Origin of the sequence: Micromonospora sp. RTGN7 (assembly GCF_033804645.1) — a bacterium.
In the GTDB taxonomy this organism is placed as follows: Bacteria; Actinomycetota; Actinomycetes; order Mycobacteriales; family Micromonosporaceae; genus Micromonospora.
In genome coordinates this window covers 276,917-299,664 of sequence record NZ_JAPZLF010000001.1, presented here as the reverse complement: position 1 = coordinate 299,664, position 22,748 = coordinate 276,917, and the positions used below count along the sequence as shown (strand labels likewise).

Here is a 22,748-nt window from a genome sequence, read left to right as displayed (position 1 = left end):
GGGTCGACGCCGGTCGCACGCTGCGGTGCCGCCGGGGCAACCCCGCCCGGGGTGCAGCAGCGCGTTGGCCACCAGGTGCAGACCGTTCTCGTTGTACGCCCGGAAGAGCGGGTTGTACGCGAACAGCACCGCCCGTCCGGCCCCGGTCGGCTCGTCCACCAGCGCGGCCGTCCCCTTGAGCGCGTCGCTGCCGACGGTGTAGCCGTTGGCCCAGAAGGTGTCGCCGGTCGGGTAGCTGAGCATGTTCGTGCCGGTGCTGCTCGGGCTCAGGATCGGGTTGTTGTTGTTGAACTCGAAGTCCTCCGCCGGACGGCCCAGCGCGACCGGGCTGTCGTCGTCCACGTCGACCCGCAGGTGCGAGCCGATCACCGTGTATCCGGTTGGCTGCGGCTTCTCGGTGGTGGAGGTGAGACCGGCGGCCCGGGCCACCCGAATCCCTCCGGGGCCCGCCCCGAGGAGGCGTCAGCGCGGCGACGCGTACGCCAGCGGCAGCGCCGCAGGCTGCCCGTCCCACGTGCCGGTCAGCCGGGCCCCGCCCAGTCCGGTGTGGCCACCGACCAGTCGGACCACGGAAAGCTCGACGGAGTCGGTGACGATGCGGGTCGGATCGCCGTCGTCGACCCGGTCGAGCGAGCCGACCTTCGGGACGTCGGACTGCCCCGCGCCGTCGGCGACGATCCCCATGCTGAGCGCCCGGTGCTCACGCCGGCCGTCCACCTCGAAGTACTCCTCCGCCTGGCCGGTGCCGGCGAGAATCGCCCCGGCCAGGGCCGCGGCGTAGACCGGGTCGCCGCAGGCGTCGTACACCCAGCGCCGGCCCAGCGCCGAGTGCTCACAGGTGCCGACGAGCCAAGACCCGGCACCGTCCAGCGGCGCATCACGGTAGGTCAGCGGCACCTGGTGAACCGGCCCGCTGCCGGCCCGGACCAGGATCGTCTCGATGCCCACGTCGCCGGCGGGGTCATCGAAGCGGTACCCCGCGACGCGCTGCACGTCGGCGCCGCCCTCACCCCGGAACCAGGGGCGCCCGGGGAGCCAGGCCGACAGGAGCTCCAGCTTCGTGGGGCGCAGTGTCGCGCGGTGCATCAATGCCATGCCGCCAATCGTAGGGACGGCCGCCCGTCCTGTCCGACCCGGCCGGCTGGTAGTGCCTGCTGCACCCCGGTTCGGCAGGTCTCGGGAGTGACCCCGGCCGGGGCCGGCTGGTCTGCTGGGGACGGCGCAGAAACCGGCCCGAAACCGCTGGCCGACCCGCCTTTCCCGAGCCGAATCGTCTCCCCAGGAGGAACAGTGACCACCGCACCGCCCCCCGCCCCCGGCGGCTTCCGGCGCCTCGTGCACCGCCGGCCGCTGACCACCTTCTTTGCGCTGGCCTACGGCCTGAGCTGGGTCGCGTGGATCCCGTACATCCTCTCCGACAGCGGCCTCGGCTGGATCTCGTTGCCCATTCCGGAGGTGCTGGGCACCACCCAGCTCATCGGCATGCTGCCGGGCGCCTACCTGGGCCCGGTCACGGCCGCGCTGCTGGTGACCGCCGCCGCCGACGGGCGCGCCGGGCTGCGGCACTGGTCGCGGCGCCTGGTGCGCTGGCAGGTGGGGTGGCGCTGGTACCTGGTGGTGCTGGCCGGGGTGCCCGCGGTGGTCCTGCTCTCCACCTTCGCGCTGCCCGATGCGTGGGGCCAGGCCCGGATGGTCGGCGTCATGGTCTTCGCGGCGTACCTGCCGATGTTGCTCCTGCAGTTCGTCACGACGGCGGCGGCCGAGGAACCTGGCTGGCGCGACTTCGCGCTGCCCCGCCTGCAGCGCCGGTACGGCGCGGTCTCCGGCACCGTGCTCCTCGGCCTGCTCTGGGGCGGCTGGCACCTGCCGCTGTTCCTCACCGAGTGGGGCGGGTACCCGAACCTGTCGTGGGTGTACCCGGTCGAGTTCGTGGTCGGCTGCGTGCCGCTGAGCCTCGTGATGACCTGGGTGTTCAACAAGACCAGGGAGAGCCTGCCGCTGATCATGCTGCTGCACGCCGGCATCAACACCACCTACACGCTGGTCTGGTCGGAGGTGTTCCCGAATCTCGACCCCACCGCGGACACGCTGCACGTGCAGCTCATCGGGTCGACCGTGGTGGCCCTGCTGCTGATCGTCGCGACCCGCGGCCGCCTGGGCCTGCGCGCCGAGCAGCCCCAGCCGGAACCGGCCCAGCCGGAGCAGCCCCGCCCGGAGCAGCCCCAGCCGGAACCGGCCCTGCCGGACGGTCAGGAACGACGCGCGGTGTCGTCGAGGTAGTGCAGGACGGCGGCGACGCGGCGATCCGTCCGGTCGGTGGGGGCGAGGTCGAGCTTGGCGAAAATGCTCCGGATGTGCTTGTGCACCGCACCGTCGGTGACGAAGAGCCGCTGCGCGATCGCCGTGTTGCCCAACCCCTCGGCCATCAGCGCCAGCACATCCCGCTCGCGCGGGCTGAGGCGCTCCAGCCGGGTGTCGGGGCGGGTCCGGGCCAGCAGTTGCGCCACCACGTCCGGGTCGATCGCCGTCCCGCCGCAGGCCACCCGGTGCAGCGCCGACAGGAACTCCTCCACCCGGCCCACCCGCTCCTTGAGCAGGTATCCGAGCCGGGCCCCACCCTGGGCGAGCAGGTCGGTGGCGAAGGCCTGCTCGACGTACGCGGAGAGCACCAGCACGGCGAGGCCCGGCCGGCGGCGGCGGGCCTCGACGGCGGCGACGATCCCCTCGTCGGTGTGCGTCGGCGGCATCCGCACGTCGACGATCGCCACGTCCGGCTCGTACTTGTCGACGGCGGCCAGGAACGTGGCCGCGTCCTCCGTGGTGGCCACCACGTCCAGCGACTCGGCGCGCAGCAGCAGCGCCAGCCCCTCCCTCAGCAGCGCGTCGTCCTCGGCGATCACGATCCGCACGGCAGGCTCACCTCCACAGTGGTCGGACCGCCCGGCGGGCTGGTCAACGTCAGGGTTCCGTCGTGCGCCTCGGTGCGGCGGCGGATGCCGAGCAGCCCCGAGCCGAGGCGCTCGCCCGCGCCGCCGTGACCGTCGTCGGTGACCGTCAGCAGCAGCCGGTCGCCGGCGCGACGCACCAGCACGGTGGCCCGCCGCGCCCCGCTGTGCCGGGCGATGTTGGTCAGCGCCTCGGCCACCACGAAGTACGCGGTCGCCTCCACCGAGGCGGCGCAGCGACCGGGCACGTCCGCGTCGACCCGCACAGGCACCGGGCAGGTCGCGGCCAGCGAGGCGAGCGCGTCGGGCAGGCTGCGGTCGGTGAGCACCGGCGGCAGAATACTGCGCACCACGGCCCGCAGCTCGGCCAGGGCCTCCTCGGCGGCGCTCTGCGCCCGCTCCAGGATGGCGTCCGCGCCGGCCGGGTCGCGGGCCACCGCGCGCCGCGCCGCGCCGAGCAGCACGCTGACCCCGACGATCCGGTTCTGGGTGCCGTCGTGCAGCGCCCGCTCGATGCGCCGCAGCTCGGTGACGTGCGCGTCCAGCGCGGCGGCCCGGGTCGCGGTCAGTTCGGCGACCCGCAGCACCAGGTCGCCGCCCGGTTCGGGCGCGAGCAGCCGGCGACCGGGCACCTCCTGCAACCGGGCCAGGGCGGGCGTGGCGAAGAGCACGAGCACCAGCCAGCCGACGCCGAGCAGGCTCACCCCGAGGGCGCCGACGGTGTCGCGGACCACCGGGAACCCGATCGACGCCGTCGCCTCGCCCTCCGGCAGTAGCCGCCACCACAGCGGAAACGAGCCGTCGCGCAGCACGTTGATCGGCAGCACCAGCCCCAGCAGCCCGAGGAACAGCCCCAGCGTCGCGTGCGTGACCAGCCAGGGCAGCTCCCGCCGTACCCCCCGATCGGTCGCGGCGGCCCGCAGGCTTCCCGGCGGCGGCCCGCCACCGGGAAGCTCCGCGCCGGGGCGGGAGAGCCGGTGGCGTTCCCGATCGGCGACCAACCGCAGCACCCGCAGCGCGTACGGCACCGCCGGCAGTCCCACCCCGACCAGGCAGGCCGCCGCCGTGAACAGCAGCAGCACCAACGCCACCAGCGCCAGCACGGCGGTGCCGAGCCCGCCGACAAGGCGCTCCAGGGCATCCAGACCGGCGCGTACGCGGGCAGAGACGTCCCGCCGACGCGCGGTGTCCGGGCCGGTGTTCTCTGCGCCCATCGCCGCCTCCCCTCACGCTCCCGTGGTGCGGACAGCAGCGACAGTAGGGCACCGGGCGTTCACGCCGGCCGGGCCGGGGGCGGGAAGTACAGCCTGCTGTACCCGAGTCGTCCACCTGACGGGATCGTCCGCGGCCGCCCCGGCTCGTAGCGTCGTTTGTGCCGGTCGGGAAAGCGACGAGGCCGGTTCTGCGCAACGACCGAGGAGGACACCGTGACGGATCTGTACCGCAACATGGACAACGAGTCGACGCCGCAGGCCGGGCTGCTCGCCCGCGCGACGAGCGACCGCACCCGCCTGCTGCTCTGGGTGGCGCTGGTGGTCAGTGTCGTCCTCAACATCACGTTTTCGATGGTGAACACGTTCCTGGGGGCGGCGTTCGGGATCGCGGTGTTGGCCTGCGCGTGGGCGCTCGTCGTCCGCTACCGGCGCGGCCGCTGACGCCGGTGCCGGCCGGCGGGCGAGCAGGCGCGACCGAGTCCGCGAGCCGCGTCGTACCGATTGTCTAGCCTTCCGCTGCTGTCGATCGATTACGGGAGTTGTTGATGCGCGAGTTCGTGTTGCCGGACGAGGGCGCCTGGGTGCTGCCCGCCTCGTGGGGCAAGACCATCCATCACCGCCGGGGTGGTCACCCCGCGCCGAGGCGGGCCATCCCGCCCGACGCGGCCGAGCGGCTGCGCGCCCGGCTGCGCTCCGACAAGGTCTCGCGACGCTTGGAGAGAGTGTGGTCGCGCGAGGTGGTGTTCGATCCGGTGCTGCTGGCCGAGAGCCAGCGTTACCTGCGCGGCTGGCGCGAGGGCGACGGCCCCGGCGACGAGATGAACCCGGTCGTGGCCGGGATGGTCGCCCTGCTCCTCGGCTGGGACGACGAGACGGCGGCCTGTTCCGTCGACGTGTGGACGTTCCAGTACGGGGTGGAGTTCGCCGCCCGCGTCGTCGGGGAGATGACCCGGCTCGTCGCCGAGCGCGCGATGTGGTCGCCCAAGCCTGACGCGCGACACGAGTCCCTGTGGCGTGACGACGATCGCAACGCTCTCGTCCCCACCGCTCGTCTGCTGCGGGCCCGCCTGGCGGTGGCGACCGACGGCGAGTACGAGCGGGCCTGCGAGATCCTCGGCGGGTACCGCACGTCGCCGATCGGTCGGGTGGTGACGTCGTATGTGGTACCGACCCAGGTGGCGTGGGTCGACGAGGACTGCGCCGCCGCCGCGGGCTGGTCGGCCGAGGAGCAGGGGGGGTGCTCGACGTGGGGCAACCTCTGCAGACTGAGAGGGCTGTTGGTCCTCGCCGCCAGCACGGTGCGTCATCTCGAACTGCTCCGTGACCACGTCGCCTCGCCCCCGTTCCTGGAGCACATCACCAAAGATCCGGTGGTGTCGGTGGCCACCGTCCTGGACGCGGTCGGGTTGGCCGCCGTTCCGGTGCTGTTCGGGCCGGTCTACGGCGAGTTGCTCGAGCTGCGCAGCAGGTGGGATCGCCCTGATGGGCTCGTGAACGCCGGCGTGCGAATGCTCTCGCTGATCCCGACCGGGGACGCGTTCCGGCTGTTGTGCCCGGCGGCCCTCGCCGGGGACCGGGCACGTCCCGGTGCGCTCCTGAGGTCCGTGGTGATGTCGCGATATCCGGTGTTGGCGCTGCGGATCCTCGGCGAACTCGCCACGGCGGAGCCCACACCCATGCGCCCGTACAACGATAAAGACGAGACGCTCGTCAACCCGCACGAGACGGCGATCTACCGGGATCTCGTGGGCGCGTTGGTGCTGGCCGACCCGCGGCTGTTGCCGGCTGCGGCCGAGGCACTGCCGGCGGCGGTGCGGGCCCAGGCGGAGGAGATCGTGGCGACCGGCGGCGCGGGGATCGGCGAGGGCTGGCTGGGCCTGCTGGACGGCTCCGGCCGCTGGGGCCCCCGCAGGTTCGACAGCAGCGAGGAGGAGAAGCGGGCGGTGGCGGCGCTGGCCTCGGTGCCGACGGACGAGGCGTTCGGTCACCTGGTGGACCGGGTCGGGCGCACGTACTTCCGTCCGGCGTTGCTGACCGCGGCCAAGCGCGACCCGCGTCGTGCCCTGCGGGTGCTGCTGGCGAAGTCCGCCGCTGCGGCGGATGCCGACGAGACGGTGTCGGAGCTGCTCCGTAACCACGTGCTGGCGTATCCGGAGGCGGCCGCCGAGTCGCTGCCGGCCCTCGACGAGAGGGAACGGGCCCGGGTGGAGGCCCACCTCTCGAGCGCGGCGGAGGGCCCGGCGGGCGTGATGGTGCCGGTGCTCGCGGGCCCGCCGCGCCGGCCGGACGGCAAGCCGATGCGGGTGCCCGAGGTGCCGGAGTGGCTGGTCGTCGCGGCCCTGCCCGAGGTACGGCTGCGCGACGGCGGCGAGGTGCTGTCCCAGGACGCGGCGCGCGGGTTGTGCGCCCTGCTCGCCGTGTCGAAGATCAACGCGCCGCACCCCGGGATCGCCGAGGTACGGGCGCTCTGCGAGCCGCACGACCTCGCGGCCTTCGCCTGGGGCGTGCTCGAGCAGTGGCGGGCCGCGCAGTATCCGAACGCGAGCAAGCTCGCGATGGTGGCGCTGGCGGCACTCGGCGACGACACCACCGTGCCGGCGTTGACGTCGCTCTTCCCGCTCTGGGCGACCGGCAGCAGCCTGCGGGTGCGTACCGGCATGGACGTGCTCGTGGCGATCGGGTCCGACGCCGCCCTGACGGCCCTGCACCGGTTGTCGAGCAGGGCGAAGACCGAGGGTTTCCGTCGGTTCGCCGAGGAGCGCATCGACGCGGTCGCCGAGGCCCGTGGCCTGAGCCCCGCGCAGCTCGCCGATCGGATCGTGCCGCACCTGGGCCTCGACGCCGACGGCCGCACGACGCTCGACTACGGCCCCCGGCGGTTCACCGTCGGCTTCGACGAGCAGTTCCAGCCGTGGGTCATCGACCAGGACGGCAAGCGTCTCGCCCGGATGCCCCGCCCGACGGCCGCAGACGACCCGGCGTCGGCGGCAGCGGCCCAGCGGCGCTTCAAGGAGCTGAGGAAGGACGTCAAGGACATCGCCGCGGCGCGGACCCGCGCCCTGGAGGAGGCGATGGCGGTGGGTCGGCGCTGGACCGGCGAGGAGTTCCAGCGGCTCTTCGTGCACCATCCTCTGATGTGGCAGTTGGCGTGTCGCCTGTTGTGGGCCACCTTCGACGGGCGGGGCGAGGTCGTGACCACGTTCCGCGCGGCCGAGGATCGCACCTTAGCCGACATCGACGACAAGACCTTCGTGCTCGACGAGGCCGCGACGGTGGGGTTGCCCCACTCCTGGCACTTCGCCGCCGACCGGGCGGCCTGGACGACGATCTTCGCCGACTACGCCATCACCCAGCCGTTCCCGCAGCTCACCCGGGAGTTGATCAGCCTGCCCGGGGCCGAGGCGGACGCCGACGAGCTGAGTTCCTTCGTCGGCACGGAGGTCGAGGCCCGCAAGCTGTACGCGCTGACCGCCGGGAGTTGGCGGTTCAACGACCACCGGAACGCGGTGCTGCGCGACTGGCCCGATGACCGCACCGTCGAGATTGAGTTTTCGCGCGGGTTCCATTGGCAGGAACCCGACGCGGCCCAGCGGATGAACTGCGTCCGAATCTTCCCGACCAGCTGTCCGTCGAAGGCGGCAGTCTGTTCCTGCTGTCCCAGGCCCGCCGACCCCCGCCCGACGGGCGACCCGGAGGCCGAGCGGGCCCGCGCCAGGTTCGCCGACCTCGGCCCGATCGGCGTCTCCGAGGTCGTACGCGACCTGCGCTACCTGGCGGGCTAACCGGCCGCCGCGACAAGGTCCGGCTCGGCGTCACAGGCATTCGTCGGTGACGTCGAGCCGGATCTGGGCTTCCACCCAGGCCACCGCCGCCGCGCCGCCCGGCTCCGCGCCGAGCGCGGCAGCCAGAGCGTCGAGGCAGGCGCCGGCCCGGGGCAGCCCCGACCGGGCCAGGGCGGAGGCCGCTTCGGCGAGTCGACCGGGCAAGGCCACGGGCGCCTGCCGAAGGCCGTGGTGCGCGGCCTCCGCCAGCAGGGACAGCGCCGCACCGACCGCCGCCTCGACCGGATCGGGGCGGCGGGTCGACTCGTCGGCGTCGAGCGCGGTCGACCCGCCCCCGGGGGCCAGGTCGACGACGATCAGATCCGAACCGGCCACCACCGCCAGCGGGTCGACGACGATCCCGCCCCGCGTGCGGCGCAGGATTCCGCTGACGTAACGAGGCCGGCCGTGCACGCCGTTGAGGGCGTCCGCGAGCGCGTCCAGGGCGCCCGGGCACACCGACCGGTAGCTCGCCGAGACGGTGGCGCGCGTACCGGCCTCGTCCTCGATCACCGTGGTGAGCCGCTGGTCGCCGGGGAGGTAACCGACCGAACAGACCCGGCCGATCGCCACCGCCCGGACGAACTCGGCCGCCACCCGGGGCCGGACCAGCCGGGGCGCGAGCTCACCCATCGCCCGGTACTGCTCGGCGAGGTCGCGGACCAGCAGGGCCGGGGGGAGCTCGCCCCACCCGTCGCCGAACGGGAGGACGGTGGACCTGGCCCCCCGACCGCCGACCAGCCGCACCGTCCGGCTGGCGCTGCGGACGGCCGAGCCGCTGATCATGCTGCCGGCGGAGAGCGCGCCCAGGGTGGCCCCGCCGACGCGCTTGCGGCTGAGCTCACCGCCGGTCAACGGGTGGCCCTCCGACGCCTTCCAGCCCTGCCGCAGCATCAGCACGGACGCGGTTTCGGGGTGGGCGAGGTACACGTCCGCGACCCGCTCCTCGTCCGGCCCCGCGCCGCCGCTGACCCGGCATCCGAGGCTGACCAGGCGCACCTGCCGCAGGGGCGTGCTCGCCGCCTCCCGGGTACCCAGCGTCCAGGCCGGGGGATGGGCGGCCCGGCCGGTCGCGGCCCGATGCCGGGCGTGCAGCTCGGCGATCAGCGCCGCCGTGGCCTCCGGGCGGTACCGGGCGCTCCGCGAGCGGTACGCGGCGAGCTGGTCGGCCAACTCCTCGACGGCGAGCAGCGGCCACCGCAGATTCGCGGCGTCCAGGTCGCGCCGCACGTGGGCGATCGTCGCAGCCAGGGCCGTGCCGGTGTGGACGACCCCGTCGAGCAGGATCTCCTCGGTGAGCGCCAGCGCGGGGCCGAGGGCGGCGTCGGACCGGGGCGCGACGCGGCCTCCGCCGACCTCGAGCAGCGCCTCGGGGGCGTCGGGCGCCCGCTCGTCCGCCGCGCGGAAGGCCCAGACGGCCAGCGGGACGAGCCGGTCGGCCGCCACGTCGGTCGCGTCGGTGTGGACGTAGGCCAGCTCGTGGGGGACCAGGAACCGGACGTAGCAGGCCGCGAGCTCCACGGACGGCACCGGGTCCACCGCGGTCGGCCGGCGTACCCGGGCGGTGAAACCGGCCCGCAGCGTACGGCGGGCGGCCTCGAACGCGCGCGCGCCGACCAGGCCCCGCAGCGCGTCGTCGGTGAACTCGCCCGGCGAGCAGACGGTCACCGGCGAGCCCGCTTGCGGCGGCCCGGGGGGTGTGGCGCCCGGCAGCCCGGGCGGTGCGTGCGGCGGCCCGGGCGGTGTGGCGCCCGGCAGCCCCGGTGGTGTGGCGCCCGGCGGCCCCGGTGGTGCTGCGCCCGTCGGCGTGCCAGGGTCGGCGAGCCGCTGGTAGGTCAGCACCAGGGCGACGACGTGCCGGCAGGTGGCGGTGGCCGCGCACGTGCAGGTGGCGGCCTCCAGGCCGGCCCCGGCGGGCAGCGCGACCCGGACCCCGTCGGCGTACTCGCCGCTGACCATGCCGTCGGCGCCGACCACAGGCGTCGGCCCGGCACCGTCGTCCACCTCCCTGGTGGCGCGCTTGACCAGGCCGCGGTTGGTCAGCGCGGCCAGCGCGTCCGGCGTCAGGGCCAGCAGGTCGGCGCGGCTCACCGCCCCACCTGCTCCGCGACGAAGGCGGCCAGCTCGCCAGGGGTCATCGCCCCGACGCGGGCGCCGACATCGGCGAGCCGCTGCGCCAGGTCCCGGTCGTAGGCCGGGTTCGCGTCCTCGTCGAGGGCGGCGAGCCCGAGCACCCTGCTGCCCTGCTCCACCACGCGACGCACGGTGCGCACCAGTTCGTCGGCGTCGCCGCCCTCGTAGAAGTCCGTGATCAGCGCGACGATCGTCCGCCGCGGGTTGTCGATCAGACCCGCGCCGTACCGGGCCGCCCGCGCGATGTCGGTGCCGCCGCCGAGCTGCACCCGCATCAGCAGCTCGACAGGGTCCTGCACCTGCGCGGTGAGGTCGACGACCTCGGTGTCGAAGGTGACCAGGTGGACCCGCACGCCGGGCAGCCCCCAGAGGCACGCCGCGGTCACCGCCGAGTGGATCACGGAGCCGGCCATCGAGCCGGACTGGTCCACCAGCAGGATGACCTGCCACGGGCGCAGCCGGCGCTGGTCGCGGGAGACGAAGTACGGCGTCTGGACGTAGAGCTTGCGCTCCTGCGGCTGGTAGTGGGCCAGGTTGGCGCGGACGGTGCGGCCGACGTCGAAGTCCCGGGCCAGCTTGAACCGGCTGCTCCGCCGTGACCGCGCCCCGGAGAAGGAACGCCGCACCTCGGCGGCCAGCCGGTCGACCAACTCCCTGACCACCGCGTCGACCAGGCGCCGGGCCAGGAGCAGCACGTCCGGCTTCATCAGGTACTTCGTCCGGAGCACCGCCCTGAGCAGCGTCGGGTTCGGTGCGATGCGTTCGAGCACCGCCGGGTCGGTGACCACGTCCTGGACGTCGTACCGCTCGACGGCGTCCCGCTGCAGCCGCTCGATCGTCTCCTTCGGAAACAGCCGGGTGATGTCGTCGAGCCAGTCCACGGTGGTCATGACCGACGGCCCGCTGCCGCCCCGCCTGTCGCCGTCCCGCTCGTCGCCGTCCCGCCTGTCACTGCCCCGCCGGCCCGCGCCGCTGGCGCGGATGTCCCGGTGGGACAGGTCGGTGTCCCGGTCGTAGAGCCACCCCAGCGCGGCGTCGCGGTCCGCGGCGTCGGCGCCGAGCGGGCACCCGCCGAGGCACGGCTGACCGGCGGGGCCGAGCACCAGCCGCCAGCGTTCCAGCGCCGGTTCCGGGTCCGGTGCCGCGGGGCCCCCTGACGGGTCAACAGTCACGCCACCGCTCCGCTCTTCCCGTCCAGCAGGCCACCCCGGGCCAGCATCGCGTCGACCTGGGCTTCGAGCGCGCGGCCCCGCCGGAGCTGTGCGTCGCCGACGTCTTCGCGCGACACGGACCGGCCGGAGGACGTGAGCCCCCGTCGCTCGAGGAGTTGCCGGGCGATCAGCTCCCGCTCGCGGGGCGGGAAGAACGCGAAGGCCTGCCGCAACCCGGGCAGGGCGAGCAGGAAGTCGTGTTCGGCCATCGCCGCGACAACCTCGTCGAGGACCCCGACGACGTCCTGCTCCCCGTCGAGCACCCGCTCCCTGGCCAGGGCGAAGAGGCCGGCCAGCCAGTCGCCCAGCAGCGTCGGCGGCGCGGCGCCGCGCACCGCCCGGGCCACGTCCGCCCACGGCCCGCTCCGGTGCAGGCTCGGCCCGGCAAGCGACCAGCAGAAGCCGAACCCCGCACCGCGCAGGTCGGTGGGTGCCGCGTCGTCACGCGCGAGCCGCGACATCACCGCGACGGCCGCGCCCGGGCTCAGGCCGAGGGCGGGGCCGGCGTGCACGATCGCGTCCCTGACCGCGACGACGGCCGCGAGTCGGCCCACGTCCGCGCCGGCCGCCGGACCGCGCACCCCCTCCAGCAGCCACAGCAGGCGGGCTACCCCCGCGGCGAGCGCCGCGCCGAGGGGCGCGGTGCGCGCCGTGCCCAGCAGCCGGTCGTGCCGCCAGAGGTCGAGCACCGTGGCGAGGACCCGGCCGAGCCCGCCGACGTCGACGGCCCGGCCGATCGCCCGGCCGATCGCCTCCAGCACCCGCGCGGGCAGCTCGCCGACCCCGCAGAGCGCCGCGTCGAACAGCACCGCCGCCAGTTCCTCGATCCCGCCGTCGGCCCGCCCGACCCGTTCCTCGAGGGCGGCGGTCGCCGCGTCGAGCAGCGTCGCACCGTACGCCCCCGCCTCGATCAGGGGCGGTGCCGGCAGCTCGGTGCCGGCGTAGCGCCACTGCTCCGCCAGCACGGGATCGACCCCGGTCGCCGGGCCGGACCGGCGGTCGAACCCGGGGATGGTCAGCACCCGCAACCGGTGCAGGACCCGGCTGCGGGCCAGGTCGCGCTCCACGGTCAGGTCCAGGCGCACGTCGCCGGGGTCGGCCAGGCCGTGCCGCTCCAGCTCCGCGGTGACGTCGTGCACCAGCGGGGGCGCCGGGGTGTCGGGGTGCAGCCGGCCGACCCGGTCGCCGCCGAACACGGCGATCATCTCCGCCACGGCGGGGTGGGTCCCGGGCGCACCCCGGCCCCGCCCGGCCCGCGACGCCCGCCCCGTCCACGGCGGCGCAACGTCCAGCGGCTCGCTAACCAGGGCCGTGAGCAGGCCGTCGAGCACATCCATCCGGGTGGGGTGGCGGTGACCGCGCAGCCGGGCCAGCCCCGCCACCGTCGCCCGGGCGACGACGAGGTCGGCGGTCGACACCACGTGCCTGCGCTCGCGCAGCCGTTCGACCACCGCCGCGACTGCACCGTCCGCCGCCTCGGCCGGGCCGACCTCCCAGAGCCGCTGGTAGTACCCGGGGGACGGCATGCCGGCCTGATAGCCGTCGAAGGCGTTCAGCCGCCGGAACGAGTACGGCACCAGGTGGCTGCCGCCGTGCGCGCCCGCCGGCAACCCGGGAACCTCGGGCCAACCTGGCGCGGGGGCGTCGGCGCGCTCCCGCCCGGCCAGCCGCCGCCCCACCAGACGCACCAGCGCCGGGCGGTGGAACCCCCCGGTCACCACCACAACCGGCCGGTCGCCGGCCCGCGCGAGGGCGGCGACGACCCAGTCGGCCATGTACGCCTCGCGCGCCGTGTCCTCCGGGCCCGCGTCGCAGTCCCCACGCAGCGCGTCGAAGTAGGCGGCCAGGTGGGCGCCCCACTCGTCGAGGGAGTCGTCAGGGTCACCGGGGGCTGCGGACTCGAACAGGTGGTCCCAGAGGGCGTCGACGTTGTCGACGACGAACGCCGCGCACAGCCGCTCCACGGCGTCGGCGTACCGCCGCTCCGCGTCGGCGTACCGGTTGCGCCGCCCGGCCAGCGCCGAATGCCAGGACGGCAGGTCGACGAGGCGGACCTGGGCGCCCACGTCGCGCCCCACGGTGAGCGCCACCCACTCCGGGGAGTGCTCGCAGAACGGCGTCCACCCGGCGTGCACCCGGTCCCGGTCTCGGTACGCGCTGAAGACCGCGATCGGCAGGTCATGGCCGAGCAGCAGCTCATCGAGCCGATCGTTGACGTCGGCAGGCCCCTCGACCAGCACGTACGCCGGGCGCAGCCGCCGGATCGTGGCGGCGACGAGGCGGGCGCAGGCCGGGCTGTGGTGACGTACCCCGATGAAGGTCGCGGGCATCAGCCGGGGAGCAGGTTGCGGGCCTCGTGGAGCGCCTTCCACTGCGGGCCGTCGTGCAGGGGTGCCTGCTGCTCCAGGTAACGGCGCAGCCGCGCCAGGTCCTCCGGGTCGTCCTTGGCGGCGGTGCCCGCGAGGCAGGCGACGAGGTCGGCGGCGCTCCCCGCGCCCCCACGCAGGAACCAACCCCGCAGGCCGACGGCGTGCGCGACCGAGACCGCCTCGGCGGTGCTCATCACCGAGGAGAGGCGGTCCATGGCGTCCCCCCGCTCGGTCGTGCCGCTGCGCAGCTCCCGGAACGTGGTGACGAGCACCTCCAGCACGTCGCGGCGGGGCGGGGTGCGCACCCCCGAGCGCTCCAGCAACGACCGGGCCTCGGCCTCGACCAGGTCGAGCTCGGTGGCGAGGTCCGCGATCGGGAAGACGGTCTCGAAGTTGAACCGGCGCTTCAGGGCGGCGCTCATCTCGTTGACGCCCCGGTCCCGGGTGTTCGCCGTGGCGATCACGTTGAACCCCTCGCGGGCGAAGACCAACCCGTCCGACCCGGTCAGCTCCGGCACGGTCAGCGCCCGGTCCGACAGCGGCGAGAGCAGGCAGTCCTGCACCTCCAACGGGCACCGGGTGATCTCCTCGAACCGGACGATCCTGCCCTCCGCCATCCCACGCAGCAGCGGCGCCGGCACCAGCGAACGGGTCGACGGCCCCTCCGAAACCAGCAGCGCGTAGTTCCAGGAGTATTTGATCTGATCCTCGGTCGTCGCGGCGCCGCCCTGGATGGTCAGGGTGGAGCTGCCGCTGACCGCCACCGCCAGCAGCTCCGACAGCAGCGACTTGGCCGTGCCCGGCTCACCCACGAGCATCAGGCCCCGGCTGGTCGCCAGCGTGACCAGCGCCCGGTCGATGAGCGACGGGTCACCGACGAACTTCCTGCTGACGCTGAGCGCGTCGTCCCCCACCACGAACCGGCGGGCCGCGTCGAGGCTCAGCGCCCAGCCGGGAGGCCGCTCGTGCCGGTCGCTGTCGCGTAGCCGCGCGAGCTGATCGGCGTACCGGATCTCCGGTGGTGGCCGCTGGATGGCATCGGTGTTCACGTCCCCGCCCTTTCGCGCTCGTGCGGCGAAGGATCTCATCGCGGTACGACACCCCGCCGGGCGGCGTCCGTCCGGTGGGGACGGTGACTTGTGTCGCCCGACTACCGTGGGCAGTGACGTCGACACCCGCGCGGAGGGCGGCGCGGGGGACACAACACTCGATCGCTAGGGTAGGGACGTGTCTCTATGGATGGCCGCGATGTGGGGAATGGTCGGCAGCGCCGTCGCGGAGGCATTGAACCTCTACGGCATGATGCGCCCGACCACCGAGTCCGAGGGCCGGTGGCAGTGGCCGTGGCGGGACCGGCGGGACCGGCCGATCGTTGTCTTCGCCGTCCTGCTGCGGGCGGTGGCCGGCACCGGCCTGGCCGCCGCGGCCGGCGCGGGTGGCCTGGCGGAGACCGCGTTCGCCAGCTTCACCTTCGGGGTGGCCGCGCCGCTGGTGATCGCCAAGATGTTCGACCAGATCCGGATGGTGGGGCCGCCGGCCGACCCGCCCGCCGGCAGCCCGGGCGGTGAGCACGATGACGGCGCGTGACACCCGGTGGAATCGCCTGGTCGCCGCGCTGGCGGCCCGGCCGGCGGCCACCGCCACCAGCGCCCCGGTGCCCAGGCGCACCAGGTTGGCCGCCGCGCTGGCAGCCCGGCCGGTCACCGTTGCGGGCAGCCCGCAGGTGACCGCGCCAGCGGGCCGGCACGCCGGCGAGGGCAAGCTCACGGAGCAGGTGAAGGCGATCCTGGCCGCCGTTCTCGGCGTTACCTCCGACCAACTCCGGGTCGACGCAGACGGCGACGTGGGCATCCGCGCCGGTTCCGCCATGATCTTCGTACGCGCCCAGGACGACCCGCCCCTGGTGGATGTCTTCTCGCCGCTGCTCACCGGCGTCGAGCCGACGGCGACGCTGTACCAACGGCTCTCCGACCTGACCAACGGGCTGGTCGTCGGCCGGGTCTACTGCACCGGCGGCACGGTCTGGGCGTCGATTCCCGTCTTCGGGCAGGACTTCGTCCCCACCCACCTGCTGCTGGCCGTACGGGCCATGATCGCGCTGGCTGACGATCTGGACGACCGGCTGCGCCACGAGTTCGGCGGCAGCCGGTTCTTCGGGTCGGAGGCCACCGGGCTGACCCCCGTGCCCGATCCCACCGGGTACCTTCGCGACCTCGCCGACTCCGGGGACTCCGGCGCGATGGGCGCCGGCCTGGTCCTGGTCGACCTGCTGGCCGACCGGGGGCACACCGACGAGCTGCGGCTACGCGCCGACCACGGCGACGGGCACGCCGCCGCCCGGCTGGCCGCTCTCCTGGCCGGGCGGGGGCAGGCCGAGGAGGCCGAACGGTACTGGCGGCTCGCCGCCGATCACGGCGACGTGCGGGCGTACGACGAACTGGCCGCCCTGCTCGCCGCCGACGGCCGCCCGGACGAGGCGATCGGTCTGCTCCGCACCTCCGTCGACCAGGGCAACCGGCGCTCCCTGCCGCTGCTGGTCACGCTGCTCACCGAGCACGGCCGGCTCGACGAGGGCATCGACCTGCTGCGCCGCTGGGCGGCCCGCAGCGCACCCGAGGGCTGAGCCTGCGGGCGGGCGGCACTCCCACGACAACGGTACGAGGTGAACGGCCGTGCCTCCTGGTGTCCTTGCCGCAGCTACTCCCGCTCGGCGGTTTCAGGTGCCGGGCGATCCGTCGCCCGATCGAGGACCCGGGTCGCGATCGCCGTCATCGTGTCGACCTCCTCGGGGCTGAGCAGGTCGACGAAGTGCCGTCGGACGTTATCCACGTGCCCGGGGGCGGCGGCCTCGATGGCGGCCCGGCCGGCCTGGGTCAGGTCGATCACCGTGCCGCGCGCGTCCGTCGGGCACTCCCGGCGGATGAGCAGGCCCCGCTGCTCCATCCGGCGGATCTGGTGGGAGAGCCGGCTGCGGTCCCAGCCGACGAGGTTGCCGAGGTCGCGTGCGCGCAGCCCGCCGGGCGGCGCCTCCGACAGCGGGCTGAGCAGGTCGTAGTCGGCGCTGGAGAGGCCGGTCTCGGCGAGCTGGCGTTCGATCACCCGGTCGAGGTGGCGGCGCATCTCATAGAAGGCACGCCACATGCGTGATTCCCGATCGTCCAACCACCTCGGTTCGTTCACCGCGTCAGCCTAGCCGCTTGTTGCTGACACGTCAGCGTCACGAAGTTGTTGACGTGTCAACGGCGGCGCGTTGTCTTTGCTGACAAGTCAACAAAATCGTTCGATGGGGAAGGAACCGCCGCTCATGGACGCCCCCAAGCTCACGCCGGCACGCACCGTGGCCCGGGTCGAGACCAGACGCCGGCTCGGTCCGGATGCGCAGGTGGACGACAAGGCGCTGGTCTTCGCGCCGAGCGACCCGGCGCTGACCGACCCCTTCCTGCTCCTCGCCGAGGACTGGTTCTCCTCGCCCGGCTTCGAGTGGCATCCTCACCGGGGTCTGGAGACGGTCACCACCGTCCTCGACGGTGTGCTCGAACACGGCGACAGCCTCGGCAACGCCGGTGCGCTCCAGCCCGGCGATGTGCAGTGGATGACCGCCGGGCGGGGCATCATCCACCGGGAGCTGGCGTACCGCAACGAGCACGCGCACACACTGCAACTCTGGCTGAACCTGCCCGCCGCGCGAAAGCTGACCGACACCCGCTACCAGGATCTGCTCGCCGCCGGCCGGCCGCGCGTCCGTCGGCCCGGTGTCGTCATCGACGTCATCTCCGGCACCGTCGACGGGGTGACCGGCCCCGCGCTCAACCACGTCGACGTGCAGGGCGCGCTGGTCCTGCTGGAACCGGCGGCCACGCTGCGCTACCCGCTGCCGTCCCGGCACCGAGCGTTCGTGCACGTGCTGGCAGGCCGGGCGACGGTGGCGGGAAAACGCCTCAATGTCGGGCAGACCGCCTGGTCCGACCCGGTAACCGGGGCTGGCCGCGGCAGCGAGCTGCCGCAGGCAGCCCCGGATGGGGACGCGCCGACCCGGCTGATGGTCTACAGCGGCACCCCGCTGCGCGAGCCGGTGGTCCTCGGCGGCCCGTTCGTGATGAACCGGCGTACCGAGATCACCCAGGCCTTCGCAGACTTCCAGGCCGGTAAATTCGGCCGCGTACCCCGAAAAGCCCGACTAACCCACACCCGCTAACACCCCCACCCCATCTCCCCGCCCCCACCCACCCACCTCGCCGCCTCCACCCACGCGCCGCGCCGCGCCGCCACCCACCCTCCTCGCCGCACAGATTCACGGAAAGTGTGGCTATTCCGGCTTGGATAGCCACACTTTCCGTGAATCTGCGGCCTTGTCCGGGGTGGGGGAGTTGGGGGCGGTGGTGCGCCCAGTCAGGACCGGTGCGGGGGAGGGACGACTGTTGGCTGAGGATTCGAGGGGGAGCGCGACATGCGCGACGGGGAAGTGGAGCGCCGTCGGGTGTGCGGTGGCACGGCTGACTCCCTCCGCAGGAAAGCGATGAGCCCCTGGCGGGGTCGGTACCCGGGTCAGGTCCAGCAGACCCAGCTGCGCGCCTGCCACACCCAGGTCGTGATCTGGGTGGCAGACAGGGCGGCCCCGACGATCCAGACGGCGACGTACCACCCCGAGTCGAGCAGCGGGAACGTCGCGACGAGGCTGACCACCGGCACCGCCGGGAAGATCACCAGGTAGGACAGTCGGCCGGAGAGGTTGCTGCCGATGGTGGGGTAGACCGTCGTGCGGAGCTGGTGCTCCCACGCCAGCACCCGGTCGTCCCCGGTGTACTCGGCCAGCATTGGGCGCAGGTGCTCGTTGATGTAGTCGCCGATCTTCTTGGCGTGCACGACATACCACTGGTAGACCAGCCCGATCGCGCCGGAGATCGGCGGCAGCGCCAGCAGCAGGTGGGGGTCGGCGCGATTGGCCAGGACGAACCCGAGGAGGGCAGCGACCACGGTGATGTTGAGGTGCATCATCGTGCGGTGAGCGCCGGCGAGGTTGTCGATCTCGCTGCGAAGCGCCGTGAATTCGGCCAGCGCCACGTCGACCGGCCCCGGCGACCGGTCCGGGCCGGTGAGCCGCGGACGGCGCGTCGGGCGACGTCGGGCGGTAGCCATGCGTGCAGCATTCATGTCGGAATGGTGACGGTGCGGCGCAAGTCGACTGATCGCCCGGGTGGACTCCTCGGAGTCGTCGCCGTGCATGGTCTGCTGCCGTGCGCCGGCCTCGGGCGTGGAACACCGAACCCGGGTGGCCCGGGTGGCGGGTGGCCCGGGGCGGCGGCCGGCGCCCACCGCCCCGGGCCCGGCTCAGACGACGGAGCAGGCGGCCCCGTTGAGGGTGAAGGAGGAGGGTTTGCCGGTGTTGCCGGTATGGGTGGCCTGGAAGCCGATGCTCACCGATGCGTTCGGCGCGATGGCGCCGTTGTACGAGACGTTGCGGGCCGTCACCGCCCCGCTGGCGGGGGAGTAGGACGCGTTCCAGCCGCCGGTGATGCTCTGCCCGCCGGGGAGGGGGAACGCCAGGCTCCAGCCGTTGATCGTGGTGCCGCCGGTGTTGATGATGGTGACGGCGGTGGTGAGGCCGGTGTTCCAGGCGTTGACCGTGTACTCGACCCGACAGGTGCCGGAGGTGGGCGGCGGGGTGGTCGGCGGGGGAGTGGTCGGCGGGGGAGTGGTGGGCGGCGGGGTGGTCGTGGGCGGCGGGGTGGTGCCGTCGAGGCCGAAGAAGCGGACGGCCTGGGCCGCGTCCACGGGCAGGTTGTGCGACACGCCCTGCATGCTGATCGCCTCGATCGGCGCGGTCGGGCCACTGCCGCCGTAGCGGGTGCGGGTGTAGCCCGACTGCGGGGTGTCGGTGTATGTCGGGGTCTGGCTCAGCCCATGCACGTTGGTCCACTGCTTGATCGCCTCCCCGAAGTTGGGGTAGCGCAGCGTCTCGTCGTTCGTGCCGTGCCAGAGCTGCATCCGGGGGCGCTTGCCGGTGTAACCGGGGTAGGCGTTGCGAACCAGGTCGCCCCACGCCTGTGGGGTTCTGGTGATCTGCCCGTTGGCGCACTCGCTGTTCCACTCCGAGCCGTTCGTGGTGGCGAAGCAGCCGAACGGGACGCCGGCGAACGCGGCGCCGGCGGCGAACACGTCGGGGTAGAGACCGAGCAGGACGTTGGTCATCATCGCGCCCGAGGAGATGCCGGTGGCGAAGATCCGGTCCGAGTCGACGGGGTAGCGCGCCCGGACGTAGTCGATCATCGACTTGATGCCCACCGGGTCGCTGCCGCCGTCGCGGCGCAGCGCCTGCGGGGAGGAGACGTCGAAGCACTGACTGCTGCGGGTCACCGACGGGTAGATCACGATGTAGCCGTACCGGTCGGCCAGGGCGGCGAACTGGGTGCCGGAGTACATGGCCGGGCCGGTGCCGGTGCAATAGTGCACCGCGACCACCAGCGCCGGGCGGGGCGCCACGTTGTCCGGGACGTACATGTACATTCGCAGGTTGCTCGGGTTGGTGCCGAAGCCGGTGACCTCGGTCAACGCCGCCGCCGAGGCGGGCGTGGGAACGGTCAGCGCCGCCAGCGCGGTCACTGCGGCGGCCGCGAGGGCGGCGCAGAGAAATCTGATCTTCGTTCTCATGGACAGGTTCCTTCGGAGCGCGCGGATGGGGCAGGGGTTCCGATCGAGGCTGCCCGGCGCCCGATCATGTCCGGCTCAGGAATATCCATCAGTATGGATAGGTGGGGGCCGCCTGGCAACCGTGCGTCGGCGGTGTCCGCCGTCGGGCGGAGGAGGCCACCGCCCGACGGTTTCCGCCTCCGCCGATACGTGTCGGACCGAACCGGCTATCGTTGCCCCTGGTGTGCCGGGAAGTCTGGTCGGCGATGGATGACGCGACCCCGCCGACGAGGAGACCCCCCCCGTGACCGACGCTCCCCCACGCCGTACCAGCCTTTTTGCCCGACGCTCCTGGGGCGAGACCAGCCGCATCTCGGCAATCCTGCGCAAGGAGACCGTGGGCGGGGCGCTTTTGCTCGCCGGGGCGCTGCTGGCCCTGATCTGGTCGAACTCCCCCTGGTCCGACGGGTACCAGGCGTTGCGGGACCTCCGGATCGGGCCGGCTGCGGTGCACCTGGACCTGAGCCTCGCCACCTGGGCAGCCGACGGACTGCTGGCGATCTTCTTCTTCGTCGCGGGGCTGGAGCTCAAGCGCGAGTTCGTCGCCGGGGACCTGCGCGACCCGCGCCGCGCGGCGGTGCCGGTGGCCGCAGCCATCGGCGGGGTGCTCGTACCGGCCGTCCTCTACTCCCTGATCGCCGGGGGCGACGCGGCGAAGGGATGGGCGATCCCCACCGCGACGGACATTGCCTTCGCCCTGGCCGTGCTCGCCGTGGTCGGCCGGTTCCTGCCCTCCGCACTGCGCACGTTCCTGCTCACCCTCGCCGTGGTCGACGACCTCCTGGCCATCGTCATCATCGCCGTGTTCTACACCTCCGACCTGAACGTCGGGCCGCTGCTGGGCGCGCTCGTTCCGCTGGCGGTCTTCGCCCTGCTGGTGCAGCGCCGGGTCCGCTCCTGGTGGCTGCTGCTGCCGCTGGCCGCGGCGACCTGGGTGCTGATGCACGAGTCCGGGGTGCACGCCACCGTGGCCGGCGTGCTGCTGGCCTTCACCGTCCCGGTGATCCGCAGCCGGGCCGCCGGCGGCCCGGACGCCGGCCCGGGGCTGGCCGAGCACTTCGAGCACCGGTTCCGTCCCCTCTCCGCCGGGGTGGCGGTGCCCGTCTTCGCGTTCCTCTCCGCCGGCGTCACGGTCGGCGGCCTCGCCGGGCTGGCCACCGCCCTGAGCGACCGGGTGGCGGTCGGCATCGTCGCCGGCCTGGTGCTCGGCAAGCCGATCGGCATCATGCTGGCCACCTGGTTGGTGTCCCGGTTCACCCGGGCGGACCTCGACGAGGGGCTGAACTGGCTCGACGTCCTCGGCCTAGCGCTGTTGGGCGGGGTCGGCTTCACCGTCTCGCTGCTGATCGGGGAACTCGCCTTCGGCCTGGGCAGCGAACGCGACGGCCACGTCAAGGTGGCCGTGCTCACCGGCTCGCTGCTCGCCGCCGCCCTGGCCGCGGTGGTCCTGCGCCGCCGCAGCCGGCTGTACCGGCGGGTCCACGAGGCCGAGAGCGTCGACCGTGACCGCGACGGCGTGCCGGACATCTACCAGCCGAGGCCGGAGTCCTCGTCCGGTCAGTGAACTCCCCGCCCGGGCCCCAGACACGGCGGCCCGGGGGTGGCGGCGGGGCTCAGCGCGCGGAGGAGACGGTGGGCCGGGCGGTGTCCAGCAGGGCCTCGTGCTGGCTCTCGAAGACCGGGAAGACGCCGTCGAGCCGCATCGTGTGCAGCACCGTGCGGACGAACCGGGACGGGGCGGCGAGGCACAGCACGACCCCCCGGTTCCTGGCCTGCTGGTGTGCGCGCACCAGCAGGCCAAGCCCGGCCGGATTGATCTGCTCGACGCCATGCAGGTCGACCACAACCCGCCCGTCGAACTCGACCGCGTCGTGCAGGGCGGCGCGCAGGGCACCGTCGTCCCGGTCGGTCCCGTCGTGGCAGTCGTCGACCTGGTCGAGCCCGAGGGCCGGCCCGGTGCCGGCCGCCCTGGCCCGGCGCGGGCCGCCCTTCGGGCCGGCGATGCTGCACGGCGGGCAGCGGTGCGGGCCGACGGCGAAGGGTGAACCGCTCCAGCCGTGTTCCGACACCAGCGTCCAGACGACCTCGGCATCGGGCAGCACGCAGGCCGTGCCGGTGGTCGTGTCGCCGCAGTCGTTGCAGATCAGCGTCATCAGGTGATCGTCCGGTACCACCGTCATCCCGGACTCCTCTCGTTGTCTGCCGGCGCGGTCGGGCGGCGCCGCTTGTCGGGGCCCAGGCCCGTCGCGCCCAGATCCCGGGCAGGCCGGAAGGCGACGCCGCGTCCGTGCCTTGTCACCCTGCTACGCGGTCGTGGAGGGGGTGGCCCGGTTCGGTGACAGTTGTGTGACGGATTCGCCGGGCGCCC

18 protein-coding genes are annotated in these 22,748 nt (G+C 73.7%); 7 read left to right on the top strand and 11 right to left on the bottom strand.

What is annotated here, in order from left to right:
• Window positions 1–462: 462 nt before the first annotated feature.
• Window positions 463–1,095 (bottom strand): CG0192-related protein, encoded by a 633-nt coding sequence (locus tag SNR22_RS01270; RefSeq protein WP_320064382.1) that lies wholly within the window; start codon window positions 1,093–1,095, stop codon window positions 463–465.
• Between the two features lie 195 nt (window positions 1,096–1,290).
• On the opposite strand from SNR22_RS01270, the gene SNR22_RS01265 reads away from it, so the two are divergent.
• Window positions 1,291–2,280 carry a CPBP family intramembrane glutamic endopeptidase gene (locus tag SNR22_RS01265; RefSeq protein ID WP_320064380.1) on the top strand — a complete coding sequence of 330 codons (990 nt, stop codon included), beginning with the start codon at window positions 1,291–1,293 and terminating at the stop codon, window positions 2,278–2,280.
• Here SNR22_RS01265 and SNR22_RS01260 read toward each other — a convergent pair.
• Together SNR22_RS01260 and SNR22_RS01255 are read right to left on the bottom strand one after the other, a co-directional pair.
• On the bottom strand, window positions 2,250–2,909 hold the full coding sequence (locus tag SNR22_RS01260; protein WP_320064379.1) for a response regulator transcription factor: 660 nt from the start codon (window positions 2,907–2,909) through the stop codon (window positions 2,250–2,252). The genes SNR22_RS01265 and SNR22_RS01260 overlap by 31 nt on opposite strands.
• On the bottom strand, window positions 2,897–4,159 hold the full coding sequence (locus tag SNR22_RS01255) for a sensor histidine kinase (RefSeq protein ID WP_320064377.1): 1,263 nt from the start codon (window positions 4,157–4,159) through the stop codon (window positions 2,897–2,899). The genes SNR22_RS01260 and SNR22_RS01255 overlap by 13 nt, the downstream gene beginning before the upstream one ends.
• A gap of 213 nt (window positions 4,160–4,372) precedes the next feature.
• Between SNR22_RS01255 and SNR22_RS01250 the strand changes: the two genes are divergently transcribed.
• Together SNR22_RS01250 and SNR22_RS01245 are read left to right on the top strand one after the other, a co-directional pair.
• Window positions 4,373–4,600, top strand: a complete 228-nt coding sequence (locus SNR22_RS01250; RefSeq protein WP_320064376.1) for a hypothetical protein — start codon at window positions 4,373–4,375, stop codon at window positions 4,598–4,600.
• 104 nt (window positions 4,601–4,704) lie between these two features.
• Window positions 4,705–7,941, top strand: coding sequence for a DUF4132 domain-containing protein (locus SNR22_RS01245; RefSeq protein ID WP_320064375.1), 3,237 nt, complete (start codon window positions 4,705–4,707; stop codon window positions 7,939–7,941).
• Between the two features lie 30 nt (window positions 7,942–7,971).
• On the opposite strand, the gene SNR22_RS01240 is transcribed toward SNR22_RS01245, so the two are convergent.
• The 4 genes from SNR22_RS01240 to SNR22_RS01225 are packed head-to-tail and all read right to left on the bottom strand — an operon-like array spanning window position 7,972 to window position 14,781.
• Window positions 7,972–10,071 carry a hypothetical protein gene (locus SNR22_RS01240; protein WP_320064374.1) on the bottom strand — a complete coding sequence of 700 codons (2,100 nt, stop codon included), beginning with the start codon at window positions 10,069–10,071 and terminating at the stop codon, window positions 7,972–7,974.
• A complete protein-coding gene (locus tag SNR22_RS01235) occupies window positions 10,068–11,285 on the bottom strand; it encodes a VWA domain-containing protein (RefSeq protein ID WP_320064372.1) in 1,218 nt (405 codons plus the stop codon). Before SNR22_RS01235 ends, SNR22_RS01240 begins: the two co-directional genes overlap by 4 nt.
• Window positions 11,282–13,654, bottom strand: coding sequence for a DUF5682 family protein (locus tag SNR22_RS01230; protein ID WP_320064371.1), 2,373 nt, complete (start codon window positions 13,652–13,654; stop codon window positions 11,282–11,284). Before SNR22_RS01230 ends, SNR22_RS01235 begins: the two co-directional genes overlap by 4 nt.
• Window positions 13,654–14,781 (bottom strand): ATP-binding protein, encoded by a 1,128-nt coding sequence (locus tag SNR22_RS01225; protein ID WP_413775567.1) that lies wholly within the window; start codon window positions 14,779–14,781, stop codon window positions 13,654–13,656. The genes SNR22_RS01230 and SNR22_RS01225 overlap by 1 nt, the downstream gene beginning before the upstream one ends.
• A 139-nt stretch (window positions 14,782–14,920) precedes the next feature.
• Here SNR22_RS01225 and SNR22_RS01220 point away from each other — a divergent pair, with 139 nt between their 5' ends.
• Window positions 14,921–15,280, top strand: a complete 360-nt coding sequence (locus SNR22_RS01220) for a hypothetical protein (protein ID WP_320064369.1) — start codon at window positions 14,921–14,923, stop codon at window positions 15,278–15,280.
• Window positions 15,267–16,316: a T3SS (YopN, CesT) and YbjN peptide-binding chaperone 1 gene (locus SNR22_RS01215; RefSeq protein WP_320064368.1), complete on the top strand. Its 1,050-nt coding sequence runs from the start codon at window positions 15,267–15,269 to the stop codon at window positions 16,314–16,316. Before SNR22_RS01220 ends, SNR22_RS01215 begins: the two co-directional genes overlap by 14 nt.
• A gap of 74 nt (window positions 16,317–16,390) precedes the next feature.
• On the opposite strand, the gene SNR22_RS01210 is transcribed toward SNR22_RS01215, so the two are convergent.
• Window positions 16,391–16,873: a MarR family winged helix-turn-helix transcriptional regulator gene (locus tag SNR22_RS01210; RefSeq protein ID WP_320064367.1), complete on the bottom strand. Its 483-nt coding sequence runs from the start codon at window positions 16,871–16,873 to the stop codon at window positions 16,391–16,393.
• Between the two features lie 103 nt (window positions 16,874–16,976).
• Between SNR22_RS01210 and SNR22_RS01205 the strand changes: the two genes are divergently transcribed.
• Complete coding sequence (locus SNR22_RS01205; protein WP_320064366.1) at window positions 16,977–17,888, top strand: pirin family protein; 912 nt, start codon at window positions 16,977–16,979, stop codon at window positions 17,886–17,888.
• Between the two features lie 350 nt (window positions 17,889–18,238).
• Here SNR22_RS01205 and SNR22_RS01200 read toward each other — a convergent pair whose 3' ends face one another.
• Complete coding sequence (locus SNR22_RS01200; RefSeq protein ID WP_320064365.1) at window positions 18,239–18,844, bottom strand: hypothetical protein; 606 nt, start codon at window positions 18,842–18,844, stop codon at window positions 18,239–18,241.
• Window positions 18,845–19,021: 177 nt separating this feature from the next.
• Window positions 19,022–20,341 (bottom strand): PHB depolymerase family esterase, encoded by a 1,320-nt coding sequence (locus SNR22_RS01195; RefSeq protein ID WP_320064364.1) that lies wholly within the window; start codon window positions 20,339–20,341, stop codon window positions 19,022–19,024.
• Window positions 20,342–20,624: 283 nt separating this feature from the next.
• Here SNR22_RS01195 and nhaA point away from each other — a divergent pair, with 283 nt between their 5' ends.
• Complete coding sequence (gene nhaA, locus SNR22_RS01190; RefSeq protein WP_320064363.1) at window positions 20,625–21,944, top strand: Na+/H+ antiporter NhaA; 1,320 nt, start codon at window positions 20,625–20,627, stop codon at window positions 21,942–21,944.
• A 49-nt stretch (window positions 21,945–21,993) separates the two neighbouring features.
• Here nhaA and SNR22_RS01185 read toward each other — a convergent pair whose 3' ends face one another.
• Window positions 21,994–22,560 carry an STAS domain-containing protein gene (locus SNR22_RS01185; protein WP_320064362.1) on the bottom strand — a complete coding sequence of 189 codons (567 nt, stop codon included), beginning with the start codon at window positions 22,558–22,560 and terminating at the stop codon, window positions 21,994–21,996.
• Window positions 22,561–22,748 lie beyond the last annotated feature (188 nt).

What these genes read in the sequence shown, in the direction of transcription:
- SNR22_RS01270 (WP_320064382.1), bottom strand. Translation starts at nt 1,095, where the DNA reads ATGGCATTGATGCACCGCGCGACACTGCGCCCCACGAAGCTGGAGCTC.
- SNR22_RS01255 (WP_320064377.1), bottom strand. Translation starts at nt 4,159, where the DNA reads ATGGGCGCAGAGAACACCGGCCCGGACACCGCGCGTCGGCGGGACGTC.
- SNR22_RS01245 (WP_320064375.1), top strand. Translation starts at nt 4,705, where the DNA reads ATGCGCGAGTTCGTGTTGCCGGACGAGGGCGCCTGGGTGCTGCCCGCC.
- SNR22_RS01230 (WP_320064371.1), bottom strand. Translation starts at nt 13,654, where the DNA reads ATGCCCGCGACCTTCATCGGGGTACGTCACCACAGCCCGGCCTGCGCC.
- SNR22_RS01225 (WP_413775567.1), bottom strand. Translation starts at nt 14,781, where the DNA reads ATGAGATCCTTCGCCGCACGAGCGCGAAAGGGCGGGGACGTGAACACC.
- SNR22_RS01215 (WP_320064368.1), top strand. Translation starts at nt 15,267, where the DNA reads ATGACGGCGCGTGACACCCGGTGGAATCGCCTGGTCGCCGCGCTGGCG.
- SNR22_RS01205 (WP_320064366.1), top strand. Translation starts at nt 16,977, where the DNA reads ATGGGGAAGGAACCGCCGCTCATGGACGCCCCCAAGCTCACGCCGGCA.
- SNR22_RS01200 (WP_320064365.1), bottom strand. Translation starts at nt 18,844, where the DNA reads ATGAATGCTGCACGCATGGCTACCGCCCGACGTCGCCCGACGCGCCGT.
- SNR22_RS01195 (WP_320064364.1), bottom strand. Translation starts at nt 20,341, where the DNA reads ATGAGAACGAAGATCAGATTTCTCTGCGCCGCCCTCGCGGCCGCCGCA.
- SNR22_RS01185 (WP_320064362.1), bottom strand. Translation starts at nt 22,560, where the DNA reads ATGACGGTGGTACCGGACGATCACCTGATGACGCTGATCTGCAACGAC.